9 protein-coding genes, 1 other RNA gene and 1 pseudogene are annotated in these 14,535 nt (G+C 64.1%); 8 read left to right on the top strand and 3 right to left on the bottom strand.

The window, feature by feature from the left end:
* Positions 1-12: 12 nt before the first annotated feature.
* The 4 genes from CENDO_RS08000 to CENDO_RS07985 all read left to right on the top strand — a co-directional run bounded on the left by CENDO_RS08000 (position 13) and on the right by CENDO_RS07985 (position 4,146).
* Entirely contained in the window at positions 13-744 is a 732-nt protein-coding gene (locus CENDO_RS08000) for a zinc ribbon domain-containing protein (protein ID WP_136141568.1), read from the top strand.
* A 55-nt stretch (positions 745-799) separates the two neighbouring features.
* Entirely contained in the window at positions 800-2,122 is a 1,323-nt protein-coding gene (locus CENDO_RS07995) for a bifunctional RNase H/acid phosphatase (RefSeq protein ID WP_136141567.1), read from the top strand.
* Positions 2,123-2,146: 24 nt separating this feature from the next.
* Positions 2,147-2,596: RNase P RNA component class A (rnpB, locus tag CENDO_RS07990), an RNA gene on the top strand.
* Positions 2,597-2,754: 158 nt separating this feature from the next.
* Entirely contained in the window at positions 2,755-4,146 is a 1,392-nt protein-coding gene (locus tag CENDO_RS07985; protein WP_136141566.1) for an RNB domain-containing ribonuclease, read from the top strand.
* A gap of 6 nt (positions 4,147-4,152) precedes the next feature.
* Here CENDO_RS07985 and CENDO_RS07980 read toward each other — a convergent pair whose 3' ends face one another.
* Positions 4,153-5,436: a galactokinase family protein gene (locus CENDO_RS07980; protein WP_136141565.1), complete on the bottom strand. Its 1,284-nt coding sequence runs from the start codon at positions 5,434-5,436 to the stop codon at positions 4,153-4,155.
* 165 nt (positions 5,437-5,601) lie between these two features.
* Between CENDO_RS07980 and CENDO_RS07975 the strand changes: the two genes are divergently transcribed.
* Positions 5,602-5,814, top strand: a complete 213-nt coding sequence (locus CENDO_RS07975; protein ID WP_136141564.1) for a hypothetical protein — start codon at positions 5,602-5,604, stop codon at positions 5,812-5,814.
* Between the two features lie 402 nt (positions 5,815-6,216).
* On the opposite strand, the pseudogene CENDO_RS07970 reads toward CENDO_RS07975, so the two are convergent.
* Together CENDO_RS07970 and CENDO_RS07965 are read right to left on the bottom strand one after the other, a co-directional pair.
* Positions 6,217-7,860, bottom strand: a pseudogene (locus tag CENDO_RS07970) (CYTH and CHAD domain-containing protein); the annotation flags it as partial.
* A 195-nt stretch (positions 7,861-8,055) separates the two neighbouring features.
* A complete protein-coding gene (locus tag CENDO_RS07965) occupies positions 8,056-9,210 on the bottom strand; it encodes a DUF2786 domain-containing protein (RefSeq protein WP_136141562.1) in 1,155 nt (384 codons plus the stop codon).
* 186 nt (positions 9,211-9,396) lie between these two features.
* Here CENDO_RS07965 and CENDO_RS07960 point away from each other — a divergent pair, with 186 nt between their 5' ends.
* Genes CENDO_RS07960 through CENDO_RS07950 form a run of 3 tightly spaced genes read left to right on the top strand, consistent with a single transcriptional unit; the run spans position 9,397 to position 14,477 of the window.
* The gene (locus CENDO_RS07960) at positions 9,397-10,728 is read left to right on the top strand and encodes a glutamine synthetase family protein (protein WP_136141561.1); all 1,332 of its coding nucleotides are present in this window, start codon (positions 9,397-9,399) and stop codon (positions 10,726-10,728) included.
* 22 nt (positions 10,729-10,750) lie between these two features.
* Positions 10,751-13,891, top strand: coding sequence for a bifunctional [glutamine synthetase] adenylyltransferase/[glutamine synthetase]-adenylyl-L-tyrosine phosphorylase (locus CENDO_RS07955; RefSeq protein ID WP_136141560.1), 3,141 nt, complete (start codon positions 10,751-10,753; stop codon positions 13,889-13,891).
* Complete coding sequence (locus CENDO_RS07950) at positions 13,836-14,477, top strand: hypothetical protein (RefSeq protein ID WP_487249632.1); 642 nt, start codon at positions 13,836-13,838, stop codon at positions 14,475-14,477. Before CENDO_RS07955 ends, CENDO_RS07950 begins: the two co-directional genes overlap by 56 nt.
* Positions 14,478-14,535: the final 58 nt, after the last annotated feature.

Here is a 14,535-nt window from a genome sequence, read left to right as displayed (position 1 = left end):
GTTATAAGGGATATGAAGCTAGCTAAAGGACTCCAGCCGGTTCTGCTGGAACTGGCCAACCTAGAACGCTCTAAGGCATACGGCGCCGCCAACGGTGGCGCTAACCCCCAGAGCCCCGAAGACCTAGAACTGGCCAAGCTCGAGGCGAACCACGCCCGCTTGCTGGACGCGGCGGGTTCCGCCCAGATGGCCGTGGATGATATCGAAAATGAGCTGCTGCGCATTCAGGCCGATCAGATAAAGTTGCGCCGCCGCGAGCGCGATGACCGCGCCCAGCTCACCGCCGAGACGGATCCGGAAAAGCGCAAGGATCTCCAGCACGATCTCAGCGCTACCCAGCTTCGCCTGAGTGACATCGTCGGCGAAATCCAGGAAGCGCACAATGAGATTCACGCGCTGCGCCAGAACGTCGATGTGCACGGCGCCCGCATCGATGAGTCAACCCGCAAGATTGAGCTGGCCCGCCGCGCCGCCGAGGCCGCCCGGGAATCCGCCGCTAACCAGCCGGATCCCGAGGAGAAGATCGCCGAGCTGCGCGGGCAGCTGCCCGCCGATGTCATCGCCGAGTTTGACCGCCAGCGCATCGAAAACGGCGTGGGCGCGGCGCCATTCATGCAGGGGAAGACGTGCGGCGGCTGCCACATTGTCCTGCCGCCGGCGGACCGTTCCGCGATCCTCAACGCCGCCGCCGACGTGGTGCCGCAGTGCTCCGATTGCGGCTCCTACCTCATCCGCCAGGCTTAAGCCGCATTCCGTTTACTCCCCGACGAAACTCAACCCCATGAAAGGCGCTTAGCTCGTGAAGGTAGTTATCTTTGCCGATGGCGGCTCCCGCGGAAACCCGGGTGTGGCCGGTTCCGGCACCGTGGTCTACTCCGCGGACAAGCAGCGGATTCTGCGAGAGATTGCCTACGTGGTGGGCACCAAGGCCACCAACAACGTGGCGGAATACCACGGCCTGCTGCGCGGCCTGGAGGCCGCCCATGAGCTTGGCGCTACCGAGGTGGAGTTTTACATGGACTCCAAACTGGTAGTAGAGCAGGTCAACGGCCGCTGGAAGATTAAGCACCCAGACATGCAGAAGCTGGCGCTTAAGGCCCGCGCGCTGGTCAATGAGCTTGATTCCTTTTCCCTGGAATGGGTCCCGCGGGCCAAAAACAAGGTGGCTGACGCGCTGTCCAATGACGCGATGGACGCGGCCGCCGCCGGAAAGCCGGTTGGCATCGTGGGCGGGGCATCACCAGCGCAGGCGGAACCGGAGCCGGAACCCAAGGCGGAGGATCCGGTGGCCAAGGCGGACGCCATCGCGCGCGTGCAGGCCAAGGCGGACAAGTGGGCCGCCGAGAAGGCCGAAAAGGACGAGGCGGAGCGCCGCGAACGCGCGGCCGCGAGGGTGGAGTTGGCGGGATTAGGCACCGGCGCACAATCTCCGGCTACCGATTCGGCTTTCAAGCCGCAGCCCTCCGATTGGCTCGCCGACCGGGGGCCGGTTACCAGCTTTATCCTGTTGCGCCACGGCCAGACGCGGATGTCTGCGGCAAAGCAATACTCCGGGCGCACGGACGCCGAGCTGACCGAGCTTGGTCAAAAGCAGGTCGTGGCCGCCGCCCAGGCGCTGGCGGCGCGCTTCGGCACCGATGAGCAGTGCCAGATAGACGCGATAGTCTCCTCGCCGCTCAAGCGCTGCCTGGATACCGCGGCCGCCGTATCCCAGGCCACCGGCGTGGAGGTGGACGTCCACGAGAAGTTGACGGAGTTGGACTTTGGCCTGTGGGAGGGAAAGACCTTCCAGGAGGCACGCGAGCGGGATCCCGAACTGCACTCGCAGTGGATGGGGGACGCGTCCGTGTCCACGCCGGGAGGCGAGTCTTTACAGGGGCTGCACCGCCGCGTGCGCGCGGCGCGAGTTGAATTACAAAAGAAATACGCTGGCAAGCGAGTGCTGATCGTAAGCCACGTCAACCCCATCAAGTCCTTCCTCCGCCAGGGCCTTGACGCGGGTCCGGTCACCTTTAGCCGCATCTTTTTAGACCTGGCCGCCATCAGCGAGGTTGAGTTCTGGGATGGCGGATCCCTGGTGCGCGGCATCAATGATGTGGGCCACTTGGCCGGGCTGGGCTAGCGGGGCTAGAATTATCCACGCGAATGAGCCAGCTGGGTGATCGCGGCGACCGGACGCGCGTCCTGTTTATTCAGGGCGTGGCTGCGGAAGTCGAGGAAAGTCCGGACTCCACAGAGTACGGTGGTTGCTAACGGCAACCCGGGGCGACCCGCGGGCAAGTGCAACAGAAAGTAGACCGCCGCGTTTCCCGCCCGCGATTTAGCGCGGTGCGGGGCTACGAGGTAAGGGTGAAACGGTGCGTTAAGAGCGCACCAGCACCCCAAGTGATTGGGGTGGCTGGGTAAACCCCACCGGGAGCAAGGCATCAAGACCCGCCACGTGTTTCGGGTCCGATCAGGCGTTTTAAGGGCTGCTCGCCCAAGCCTGAAGGTAGCTGCTTGAGGCTAGCCAATGGCTAGCCCAGATGGATGATCACCGCGGCATCACTGCGGTGGTGCCGGTAGACAGAATCCGGCTTACAGGCTGACTCATTCGCCCTTTTTCAACGCAGCGGGCGCTGGCCGGCTGGTGTGCGCGGCCCGCTGACCGGTGGGGTGCGGGGTGATCCGCTGTCGCGGCGCCGGGGAGTTGCGCGCACAAGCCGCCGCAAACCGCCCAGCCGGAACTGAGTCGCTGTGGAACAATGGGGCGTTATGAAGCTCTATGCCGCCAATCTAGATTTTCAACCCGTCGCCGAAGAATTCAAGGTGCAGCGATCCTTCCCCGCCGAGGTGACCGCGGAGGCCGAGGTACTTACTGACCGCTACGCGGACTCCCGGCGCGATGCCCGGGATATCCCGCTGGTGACCATCGATCCGGCAGGTTCTAAGGACTTGGACCAGGCGGTGGCCATTGAAACGCGCGATGGCGGCTACCGCGTGTTCTATGCCATCGCGGACGTGGCGGCCTTCGTTGAGCCGGGCGGGGCCATCGAAGCCGAATCCTTTAGGCGCGGGCAGACTATTTACCTGCCGGATGAGCCGGCCCGCCTGCACCCGCCGGAGCTGAGTGAGGACAAGGGCTCCCTGCTGCCGGACGTGGACCGCCCGGCGGTGCTGTGGATATTTGACCTCGATAGCGCCGGCGAGGTGGAGGACTTTTCAGTGGAGCGCGCGCTGGTGCGCTCCCGCGCGCGCCTTGACTATGACGGCGTCCATGAGGACCTGGTCAACGGCTCCATGCACTCTTCGATCGCGCTGCTGCCCGAGGTGGGCAAGCTTCGCGAGGCGTCCGCGCTTCGCCGCGACGCGGTCAACCTGCGGTTGGCCTCCCAGCGCGTGCAGGAAAATGAGGATGGAACCTTCTCCCTGATTACGGAGCCGCGCCACGAGGTGATGGATTACAACTCAGAGATTTCCCTGCTGACCGGCATGTGCGCCGGCCAGATGATGACCAAGGCCTCCGTGGGCTTTTTGCGCACGTTGGGGGAGGCCACGGAGGAATCGGAAGCGGAATTTCGCCGTGAGGCCGCCGCTTTGGGCTATGAGGTGGGGGAGTCCATCACCTCATTCCTGCAATCCGTTGACGCCGATTCCCCGCGCGGCATGGCCGTGATGCGTGAGGCGGCGAAGCTATTGCGCGGCGCCAATTACGTGTACCTGGGCGAGGATGAGGCCGAGGTGCACGCCGGAATCGGCGGCTACTACGCGCATGTCACCGCGCCGCTGCGCCGGCTCGTTGACCGTTTTGCAACCGAAACGTGCCTGGCGCTCTACGCCGGAGAGGATATCCCGGAGTGGGTGACCGCCAAGGCGTCCGAGGTCGCCGATGTCATGCGTTCTACCACCGGCAAGGCCTCCCAGGTGGACAGCGCCTGCCTGCGCCTGACCGAGGCCACCATCTTGCAGCCCTGGGTGGGGCAGAACTTCGATGCGGTGATTTTGCAGACCAACGAGGAAAAGGAAAATTCCCGCGCCCTAGTCGTGGAACCTCCGGTGATGGCGTATGTCTCCGGCACGCCGGAGGAGGGAACGGAAACCGCCATTTCCCTCATCGAGGCGGATGTGACCACGCGCAACGTGACGTTTGCCTGGCCGGCGGATTAGAAGCGACTAGCTTTCCACGCGGGCGTTGGCGCCGGGCTGGAGGGGGATTACGGTGAGGCCGTCATCGGCAAGATCTGCGGCGAAGTTCGCGGCGGCCCTGGCCGGGACGTAGGCCACCACCGATGCGGAAGTGCCAGCGGTCACCGCGCGGGCTGAGTGCGCGCCGCGAAGGGTTGCCAGCTCAACCAGCTTCTCCGCGGAATTCAAGGCGTACATGGTCTTCAGCGCGGACTGGGACTGGGTGAGCAGCGGGTGGAGCTCCGCGGCGCGGCGGGAGCGCAGCGCACGGGCAAAGGCCTGGGAGCGGGATGTTTCTTCTTCGTAGAAGTTTAGCCATGCGGATGCCTCGGCCAGGGTTGGCTGGTTGTCCGCGCCCTGAACCTTGTGGACCGCGGCCAGCCATTCGATTACGCGCTGCGGTGCGTCGGGCAAAAGGCGCAGGGATTCCGCGCCGAAGGCGTGGCACGCGGCATCAACGAAGCGCTGGCGGCGGCGAATCTCCTCCACCGCCTCGTCAGGCCGCGCCGCGGCCGGCACGGAGATGATAAACGCGGCCTCATCCTTGTTTAGCGGGTGCGGCGCATGGGTCACAGAACCATCCGCGTAGTCAACCACGGTGACGTCCGTGTCACTGCCGCGCAGCGCCGTGGTGTGGCGGGCGCGCAGCGCCGGGGTGGCGGAAAACAGGTCAACAGCCTGCGCGCATATTTCCGCAATGCGGGCGCGCAGGGGTGCCTCGTTAAGATCAGTGGAATCGCCCATCATGGCTAGCGCAACCGCCACATCGGCGGCCGCCTGGCCACCCAGGCCGGAATCCAGCGGAATGTCTGTGACGATGGTGACATCCGCGCCCGCGGTTTCGCGGGAGAGCTGCTGGCGGTTAATCAAGGAATAGATCACGCCGCCCACGCGCTCCGCCAGGCCGCCGGTCGGCGGATCCGCGAGCACGGTGCGCCCGGCCTTATCGATGGTGGGCTGCTGGGCGGCGGCCAGCTCTCCTAGGCGGTCCAGCGTGACCTCGGCGGCCCGCTTTTCTTGCGCGCCCTGCGCGTCCGTACTGACCTGGGTGACGGAGATGACGCCATCTTTGCGCGGGGAGACGGCCGCCGCGGCGCGTAGCGCCGCCGAACCCATGACAACCACGCCGCCGTAGTGGTCGATGTGTTCGCCAATGAGAGGCCACGTCGCCGGGGCGCTTGCCACATGCGTTGCGGCGGTGCCCACCAGCTTCTGGTGTAGCTGCGCGGCGCGCTCGGCGGCGGGGGCAGTGGGCACTGGCCACATTGGCATGTGAATCGAACTCCTTGAACTAAATAAAGGTAAAGATCTAAAAAGTGTGCGTGGTCTGTCATATTCTAGCGGCACACCCCGAACAGTAACTGTACTGTGGTGGCTACTACCCGTTGGACGTTGGTGGCCTGCACTGAAGCCACCGCTTAAGAAGGAGTGACCGTCATGGCAGGCTCGCAAGAGCAGTGGTACTACAACCCATCTACCGGTGAAGTAACCCAGGGCAAGGAATCCAGCTGGGATAACCGCATGGGCCCCTACGCCAGCCGCGAAGAGGCGCAGGTGGCCATCAAGACCGCCCAGGAGCGCAACCGCGCCGCCGATGCGGCCGAAGAAGAAGACGATAACTGGGGCGAGCCTGCTTCCTGGGAGAAGTAGAACCCTAGCCCCGGCGCTTCGTGCAACGTAGAGCGCAGCACCCGCGCACGGCCCACCTATTAGGGCCGTACGCGGGTGCTTTTTCTCGCCAGGCTGAAAAGCCTAATCCTGATTATCGTCACCCTTAAGTGGCAGGCCGTCAGGGGCAAGGCCCATGGATCCCGCGGCATCCGCCCACTGTTCGTCCACGCTTTCGGCTATGTGCTTATCTTCCTGCGCCTTAGCATCTGCTAAGGCGGCATCGGCCACATCCCGGGCGGCGGCTTGCTTGGCCTCTTGCTTGGCTTTCTTCTTCGCGGCCTTTTTAGCCTTGGCCTCTTGCTTGGCCTTCTTTTTCGCGGCCTTGGCGGCGGCTTCCTTCTCAGCCCTGCGGGCCGCACGCACGCGCTCCTTTTCGGCGCGCTTCATCCGCTTGCGCAGGGACTTGAAGGCATCCTCGATGTCCTCAAAGGCATCCTCGTAATCCTCCAGGGCCTTCTGGCCGATGGAGCGTTCAAGCTGGTAGAGCACGCCGTAACCAAAGGTGTCCTCGCCGCGGCGGCGAGCGGTGGCGGCAACCTCGAGGAGTTTGTCACGCGAGGTCACGGAATCCTGGAAGTCGCCCAGAACCTCCTGCATCTGCTTGCAGGCCTTGTACACCTTCTTGGTCTTTAGCCCCGCGGCGGAACCTGCGGCCTCGGCGGCGTAGCGCAGCTTCTTGGCGGCCTTGCGCATGTCGTGGAAGTATTCCTCGCGCTCATGCAGCGTGAGCTCCGGGTTGTGGCGGTTTTCCATGGCCTTGTGGTGGCGCCGAACCAGCTTCTCATACGCCTTGGTGAGGTGGCGGGCCATGACGGTCGCCATGTCCTCCGAGGGGCCCGCAGCTTTTTGTGCGTCGACGGATTCTTGAGGCGGTTCCGCCGCGGTATCCGGCTGCTGGGGCGCCTCAACCACGGGCGGGTCGGCCAATAGGGCATCCAGGCTATCGAGGAGGTCAAAATAGCGCTGGGAGTTTAGCCCCGCCACCACGCGGCGGTGGGCGCGGCGGTACGCCCGGCCCATGTCACGGTTAAGGTGCTCACGGGCGGCCTCATCCAGCGCGCCGGAATCCTCTGATTCCAAGAGCCCCTTCCAGCGCTCTTCCACCACCTCAGCGTCGCGTGCGATACCCAGGTAGCCAGCCAGGATTTTCAACTCCGCCTCAATGCGTTCAATCTCCGGGCCGGCCACGATACCGTGGAAGGTCTGCAGGTGGCTGCGTAATTCACGGGTCGCTACGCGCATCTGGTGGACGGAGTCATATTCGTTGGCGCGCACGCGCGGGTCATACGCCACGAGCTTATCCCGGTTGGCCTTGAGCGCCTGCACCACGGCAAAGGCTGCGGAATCCTTGTCCACGTCGGCCACCCGGGAAAATGGTGGCAGGGGAGCGTTATCGATGGAGGAGCCCAGCGCGGTGGCCAGCTTGGAGGGGGAATCCGCGGTGCGGGCGCCGGCGGCAAGGAGGGCGGAGGAGGCCGCGGACAGCAGCTTAAGGCCCGCCTCCGTGCCGGATACTTCGCCGGTAAGCTCTACCTCCCACTCGCGCCAGGAGGTTTCTTCGCCGCCGGGCAGGTGCGAGCGGGCGGTCACGCGGTCATCGCAAAACTCGGCGACAGGGGTGCCTTGGGCGTCCGCGTAGACAATTTCGCAGCGGTTGTTATCCACCTGCGCCACGGGGTGCAGGGGCTGATTGCGCACAATGGAGCGCACCTGAGCCAGGAGTTCTTCTGGGATGACATACTCACCACCAACCGGCGGGTGGAGCTCCGCGCGGATCTCAATGCGGCCCATGGTGCCCGGCAGCTTGATGTGCCAGCCATCATCATGGCCGCCGGTGCGCCGGCGCAGCGTGATCTTGCTGCGGGTCAAACGCAGGTCCTCAGTGTCATAGTAGATGGCAGACAAAGACTCATTGCGCTTCTCGCTTATGGACGCGATCTGCTCCAATTGGGTGAGATCCGGGCGGGCAGTGTCAGCGTCAACGGCGAACTTCGCTTCAACTTCCAAGAAGCGGTTATCCGGCATGATGTACCTGCTTTCAGTCTGGTGTCATCTCTAGGTCACGGTCACAAGATACGGCCACGGGAGGGGCTCATGTGGCCTTTCTATTAACTCTCACCATACCGCCCAGAGGACCAGCGGGCTGGGGTTGTGGGGATGTGGCCCAAGGCCGGGGTAGTAGAGGTCCATTAAAGCGGCTTAGCCTTGCTAATTGAGAAACTAGGAGGCAATCTGGCGCCGGCCAAAAACGCCGTAGCCATCCCCGCCTAGGCGGGACTTGGCCGCGGCATCCACGCCGTCTACCATTCCGCCGTGGCTGGTCGCGGACAGGCTCATGGCGGTCACGTGCGGGAAGGTGCGGCTGAGGCATTCCTCTGCTGCGGTATAGCGGCGGGCCAGAACCGGCAGGGCCCTAGACGTGATGTCATATGCTGAATGCGCCGCGGACGTTTCCACCGCGTCGCCTGACCCGGGTTCGGCGGATTGGCTGGCCGCGTTGGCCGCGCGGAGCAGCTCGGAGATCCGGGCTGCGTAAGCCAAACGGAAGCTGCGGCGGTACGCAGAGGTCTCGCGGTTTCGCCGGGCGGCCGCGTAATGCGGGCCACGGTCCATGAACCATGCGCACTGACGGTTCAAAGACTCAAAGAGATCGCAGGCATGGTCCGTATCGGCGGCGGTGCCAAAGATTACGGCAATCCCGCGCCCATCGAGCAATAAGGCCGCGCAGCCATTGGCCCGAGCCACGGCCCCCAACAGGGAAAACTGGTGCTTGACCCACGGGGCGGTGATGTAGACGCGCCGGGCTACAACCTCGGATTGTTCCTCTTCCATTGCCTCGGTCAAACGGTACCGCTGGCGCAGCTGCTGGGCTTTGGCCACCAACGTGTCCGCCTCCTCCTCGAATTCCGTGGATTCGGCCTTGCGCAGGAGCGCCTTAACCTTCAACCGGGCTTTGCGCTGGGCATGAGTCTCATTCGCGTTCGCCGGGCTGCCTTTGCTACCGCCGGCGTTGGCGAGAAGCTCCGCGTCATTCAAACGGCCAAGGCTAACAACGCTTTCATAAAGGCTATGCAGTCTGCCTAAAGTCAGGCGCGAAAGGGAGCTTGCGGGGCAGCGCAGCCAGGACGCGCGCAGCGCCGTGGCGGCAACGTTGGCGGGAACGCGCGGGGCGGCCCTAAAGGCGAAACCACCCACGTCCTTGCCTAGCACGTGGGTGAGGTCCCGCGGGCCCCAGCCCCGGGTGGCCGCGTCGACAATGGCGCCAACGAGGCGCTGGACCATGGTTTCGTATTCCACGGCGTCGTGGACCTGCCGGAAGTCACTGCGGTCAAAGTCCGCGTGGCCATATTCATCAGCGTGTGAGGTGGTGGTCATGATCGTATATCCCCCAGGAATGTTTCGAAGAAATGTTTGAATTGCCTGGGGTTACTCTCCCACGCAGGCAGGGGGCGCGGGGAGGGTACTGCCCCCGCCTGTAACCCCCTTAAAACTTCGCCGAGCTGGGAGGAGTGGTGGAATTTTTCCGCACAACGCAGTTGGCACTCCACTAAGGTGGGGGACATGAATAGCCAACATGAGTTTGTCCTGCGCACCGTGGAAGAACGCGATATTCGATTTATCCGTCTCTGGTTTACAGATATTCAAGGCGCCCTAAAATCAGTGATGATGAGCCCGTCGGAGCTGGAGGCGGCCTTTGAAGAAGGCGTGGGCTTTGACGGCTCTTCGGTGGAGGGGTTTTCCCGCCTGTCGGAGTCAGACACCATCGCGCTGCCTGACCCGTCCACGTTCCAGTTGATGCCTTTCGACGAGGATGACCCGGAGATGCGCTCGGCACGCATGTTCTGCGATATCGCCCAGCCGGACGGCCAGCCATCCCTGGTGGACCCGCGCAATATCCTGCGCCGCCAGGTCCAGGACGCCGCCAATGACGGTTTTACCTGCATGGTGGCGCCGGAAATCGAGTTCTACTTGGTGGACGTCCTTAAGGACAACTTTGAATTGCACCCCACCGATAACGGCGCATACTTCGACCAGGCCACCCGCAATCAGGTGCCGCGTTTCCGCCGCCACGCCATGAGCCGCCTGGAAAGCATGGGCATTGCCACTGAGTTTTCCCACCATGAAACCGCGCCGGGCCAGCAAGAAATCGATCTGCGCCATGCGGACGTGCTCACCATGTCGGATAACATCATGACCTTCCGCTACGTGGTCAAAAACGTGGCCGTGGAAGAGGGCGTGCAGGCGTCCTTCATGCCCAAGCCCTTCGAGGAGCACTCAGGATCCGGCATGCACACGCACTTCTCCCTGTTTGAAGGGGATGAAAACGCGTTCCATGACCCGGATGATGAGTTCTCCCTGTCCAAGACTGCCAAGCAGTTCATCGCGGGCGTGCTTCGCCACGCCCGGGAGATGTCCGCGGTGACGAACCAGTGGGTGAACTCTTACAAGCGCCTGATGTTCGGCGCCGAGGCTCCCGGCGCCGCCACGTGGGGAGTGTCCAATTCCTCTGCGCTGATCCGCGTGCCTACTTACCGGCTGAACAAGCCGGAATCCCGCCGCGTGGAGATCCGCTCTTTAGATTCCGCAGCTAACCCATACCTGGCCTACGCCGTGCTGTTGGCCGCGGGGCTTAAGGGAATCCGTGAGGGTTATGACCCGGTAGAACCCGCCGAGGACAACCTGAACATGCTCAGCCGCCGCGAGCGCCGCGCCATGGGGTACGAGGATCTCCCGTCCTCCCTAGACCAGGCGCTGCGTATTTTTGAACGTTCAGAATTCATGGCCGAGGTCTTGGGCGAGCATATCTTCGAGTATTTCCTGCGTTCGAAGTGGGACAACTGGCACAGCTACCAGCGCCAGATCACCCCGTACGAGCTGAACAATAACTACTAAAGATTAAAGGGGGAGTGCATCCATGGCAGGGCTGAGGACCACCGTTCCCTCGCCGGCCGCGCTGGGGCTTACCCGCCCCACGGCGGCTAAGGATCTGGAATGGCTGGGATGGGACAACGAGGATTCTCTTGAGCTCCTCTGGACGCTGGCTTCAGCGGGCGACGCGGACCTGGCGCTCAACACGCTTATGCGCGTCTATACCGCGCTGGAGGATGAGGGCAAGGAATTAGACGCGGCAATCCGCGGCGATCAGGCGCTGCGCGTGCGGCTGATCGCACTATTGGGCGGTTCCACCGCGCTTGGTGACCACCTGGCCGCGAACCCCGAGCTGTGGAAGGAACTTGCCAAAGACCTGCCCACGCCGGGGGAGATGCTCCAGGCCATGCTGGGGACAGTTGACGCTGCCCCGGCGGACTTCATCGAAGCTCTAGACCGCCCCGATCCGGCCTCTGACGCGTTAGATACGGCGGGCACCTACAGGGCGCAGGCCTCGGATGCGGATGCGAAAAGGCTCCTCAAATCCGCCTACCGCACCCTCATCATGCGCGTGGCGGCCCACGACCTGGCCGGCACATTTGTCCCCCGCAAGGGCCAAAGCAGGCTGCAGCCTGAGGTCCCGTTCACCACGGTGACTAGGCTTACCACCGCGCTTGCGGACGCGGCCTTGACGGCGGCACTGGCCGTGGCGGTGGGCAACGTCTACGGCCGCGGCGATGACGCCCAGCCACTGGATGCCGTGTTGGCCGTGATGGCCATGGGCAAGTGCGGCGCCGGGGAATTAAATTACATCTCCGACGTGGACGTCATCTTTGTTTTCGAATCCCTGGGGGACGGGGATTCGACGCAAAAGGCTACGCGCCTAGCGGCGGACTTCAACCGCATCGGTTCCGCCTGCTTCTTCGAGGTGGACGCGGCCCTGCGCCCCGAGGGCAAGGCTGGGGCGCTGGTGCGCACGTTGGATTCCCACGTGGCGTACTACAAGCGCTGGGCTGAGACCTGGGAATTTCAGGCCCAGCTCAAGGCCCGCCCCATGACCGGCTACGTGCCGCTGGGGGATGATTACATCGCGGGCATCGGCCCCATGGTCTGGGAGGCGTCCCTGCGGGACTCCTTCGTGGAGGACGTGCAGTCCATGCGCCGCCGGGTCCTAGAGAACGTGCCCAAGGACCTGCGGCATCGCGAGCTGAAACTGGGCGTGGGAGGCCTGCGCGACGTGGAGTTTGCGGTGCAGCTGCTCCAGCTCGTTCACGGCCGTTCCGATGAATCCCTGCGTACCTTGGCCACCGTGGATGCGTTGGCCGCGCTGGTCAAGGCTGGTTACGTGGGCCGCGAGGACGGCAATCAGCTCATCGAGGCCTATGAATTTCTGCGCCTCCTAGAGCACCGCCTGCAGCTAGAGCGCTTCCGCCGCACCCACACCATGCCGCCGGCAGATGATAAAGAAGCCCTGCAGTGGCTGGCCGCGATTTCCGGCTTCCGGGCTGAGGGTAAAAAGTCCGCGGTGGAGACCATGCAGGCGCACCTGAAGAAGGTGCGCGTGCTGATTTCCGATCTGCATTCCCGCCTGTTTTACCGTCCGCTGCTCAATTCCGTGGTTACGCTGTCTTCCGAGGAGCTGCGCCTGAGCCCCGAGGCAGCGAAGCTGCAGTTGGCGGCGTTGGGCTATAGGTTCCCGGACCGTGCGTTTGAGCACTTGACCGCCCTGGCCGCGGGCAGCTCCCGCTCGGCACGGATTCAAGCCATTTTGCTGCCCACGTTGATGGGCTGGCTGTCCGATACCGCGGATCCCGACGCGGGCCTGCTCAACTACCGCAAGCTCAGCGAGGCGGCCAGGGACCGCACGTGGTTCTTGCGCATGCTCCGCGATGAAGGGGTGGTGGGCCAGCGCCTGATGAAGATTTTAGGTTCCTCGCCGTATACCTCCGACTTGATCATCTCAGCCCCGGACGTGGTGAAGCTCCTTTCCGATGGCTCCGAGGGCCCCAAGCTGCTCGACACCAAGCCGGAACAGGTTTCCAGTGCGCTAATCCGCTCCACGGATCGCCACGATTCCCCCGCGCGTGCGGTGGCGGTGGCGCGTTCCTTGCGCCGCGTGGAGCTGGCCCGCATCGCTTCGGCCGATCTGCTGGGGTTCATGCCGGTTGAGCGCGTGTGCCTTGAGCTATCTACCATCTGGAACGCGGTGCTAGAGGCCGCCCTGCGCGCCGAGGTTCGCGCGTGGCGATTGGCCCACATCGATGAGGAAACGGGGCAGCAGGAACAGCCGCGAGCCCGCATCGCGATCATCGGCATGGGTCGCCTGGGTGGCATGGAGCTGGGCTTTGGCTCGGACGCGGACGTGATGTTCGTGGCGGAACCCACCCAAGGCGTTGAGGAATCAGACGCGCTGCGCTGGGCCATCCGGATTATCGACGGCATGCGCAGGCGCCTGTCCCAGCCCTCCGGCGACCCGCCGCTGGAAGTGGATTTGGGACTGCGCCCCGAGGGGCGAAGCGGGGCGGCCGCGCGCACCATCGCCTCGTATGAACGCTATTACCGGCAGTGGGGCGAGCCCTGGGAAATGCAGGCACTGCTGCGTGCCAACTTCGTTGCCGGCGATGCGGAAGTGGGGGAGCGTTTCATGTCCATGATTGACACCTTCCGCTACCCAGAAGACGGCGTGCCGGACTCCGTCATCACCAGCATTCGCCGCATGAAGGCGCGCGTGGATAATGAGCGCCTGCCGCGCGGTGCGGATCGCAACACGCACACGAAGCTGGGCCGCGGCGGACTTACGGACATCGAGTGGACCGTGCAGCTGCTGCAGATGATGCATTCCCATGAGCATGAGTCACTGCGTGATCCGTCAACGCTGCGCGTGCTGGATGCCCTGGCAACCACGGGTATCCTGCCGCAGGAGCAGGTGGATACGCTGCGGGATTCCTGGTTGATGGCCACCAACGCCCGCAACGCGCTGGTACTTGTGCGCGGCAAGCGCGTGGATCAGCTGCCGGCCCCGGGCCCACTTCTGGCGCAGGTAGCCGGCGCCGCCGGGTGGACGCCGGAGGACAACCAGGAGTTCCTAGACGCCTACCTTAAGACCACCCGCCGCGCGCGCATGGTGGTCGATGAGGTCTTTTGGGGCGAGGCGGAATCCATGGAGCACGGCGGCTACTCCATCTAATCCCTCCTTCGCCGGTGTCCGCCCGTGCAGGGCGCCGGCACCTTGGCCTATGGTGGCGGGTGAGGGTAAGGCAAACAAAGTCTCACCCAACCCGAATGCACTAAAGAGGAGCCCCGCGATGGCATTGACGTTATCCGTAGAACTGCAGGATGCCACCTTAGGAGACATTTCCGCCCTGGTTAAAGCCGCCCGCAGCGCGGGCGCCGCCGCGGACGCGCGCGTCACCCTCGAGGAGTCCACGCTAAAGATCACGGTGAAGGACCCGCGGGGGCTGCCGAAGCGCGAGCCCCAGGGCCTCGATGCCTGGGAGGGCCGCCGCAAGAACCCCGGCGCCGAGGCTCCACCCACCGGGACCCCCGGCAATCCGCTGGAGTTTCTAGACAATCAGGTGGCCCGCCGCGGCGTCGAGGAGCTAGTTGACGCGGGCAGTGAGGCTGTAAGCGGGATCTTCGACTTTATCTCTGAGCACCTCGAGCGCAACCGCGAACCCGGCTCGGGCCGGGGCCCAGCCGGCCGCCGCGGGCACAGCTTCGGCTCCTTCCGGGACACCGACGAGGACGGTACCCGCGACGCAGATGAGAAATAACGCACGCCTTCTTCCCACTCGCAGTCGGCCTTATTAGAATGGGCTCACCGTTGAAGCC

The sequence above is a fragment of the Corynebacterium endometrii genome (assembly GCF_004795735.1).
GTDB lineage: Bacteria > Actinomycetota > Actinomycetes > Mycobacteriales > Mycobacteriaceae > Corynebacterium > Corynebacterium endometrii.
The sequence above is the reverse complement of the archived record's forward strand: the minus strand, read 5'-3'. Positions and strand labels throughout refer to the sequence as shown.

Excerpts from the sequence above, each read along its gene's own strand:
- CENDO_RS08000 (WP_136141568.1), top strand. The coding sequence starts at position 13 with ATGAAGCTAGCTAAAGGACTCCAGCCGGTTCTGCTGGAACTGGCCAAC.
- CENDO_RS07985 (WP_136141566.1), top strand. The coding sequence starts at position 2,755 with ATGAAGCTCTATGCCGCCAATCTAGATTTTCAACCCGTCGCCGAAGAA.
- CENDO_RS07980 (WP_136141565.1), bottom strand. The coding sequence starts at position 5,436 with ATGCCAATGTGGCCAGTGCCCACTGCCCCCGCCGCCGAGCGCGCCGCG.
- CENDO_RS07975 (WP_136141564.1), top strand. The coding sequence starts at position 5,602 with ATGGCAGGCTCGCAAGAGCAGTGGTACTACAACCCATCTACCGGTGAA.
- CENDO_RS07965 (WP_136141562.1), bottom strand. The coding sequence starts at position 9,210 with ATGACCACCACCTCACACGCTGATGAATATGGCCACGCGGACTTTGAC.
- CENDO_RS07960 (WP_136141561.1), top strand. The coding sequence starts at position 9,397 with ATGAATAGCCAACATGAGTTTGTCCTGCGCACCGTGGAAGAACGCGAT.
- CENDO_RS07955 (WP_136141560.1), top strand. The coding sequence starts at position 10,751 with ATGGCAGGGCTGAGGACCACCGTTCCCTCGCCGGCCGCGCTGGGGCTT.
- CENDO_RS07950 (WP_487249632.1), top strand. The coding sequence starts at position 13,836 with ATGAGGTCTTTTGGGGCGAGGCGGAATCCATGGAGCACGGCGGCTACT.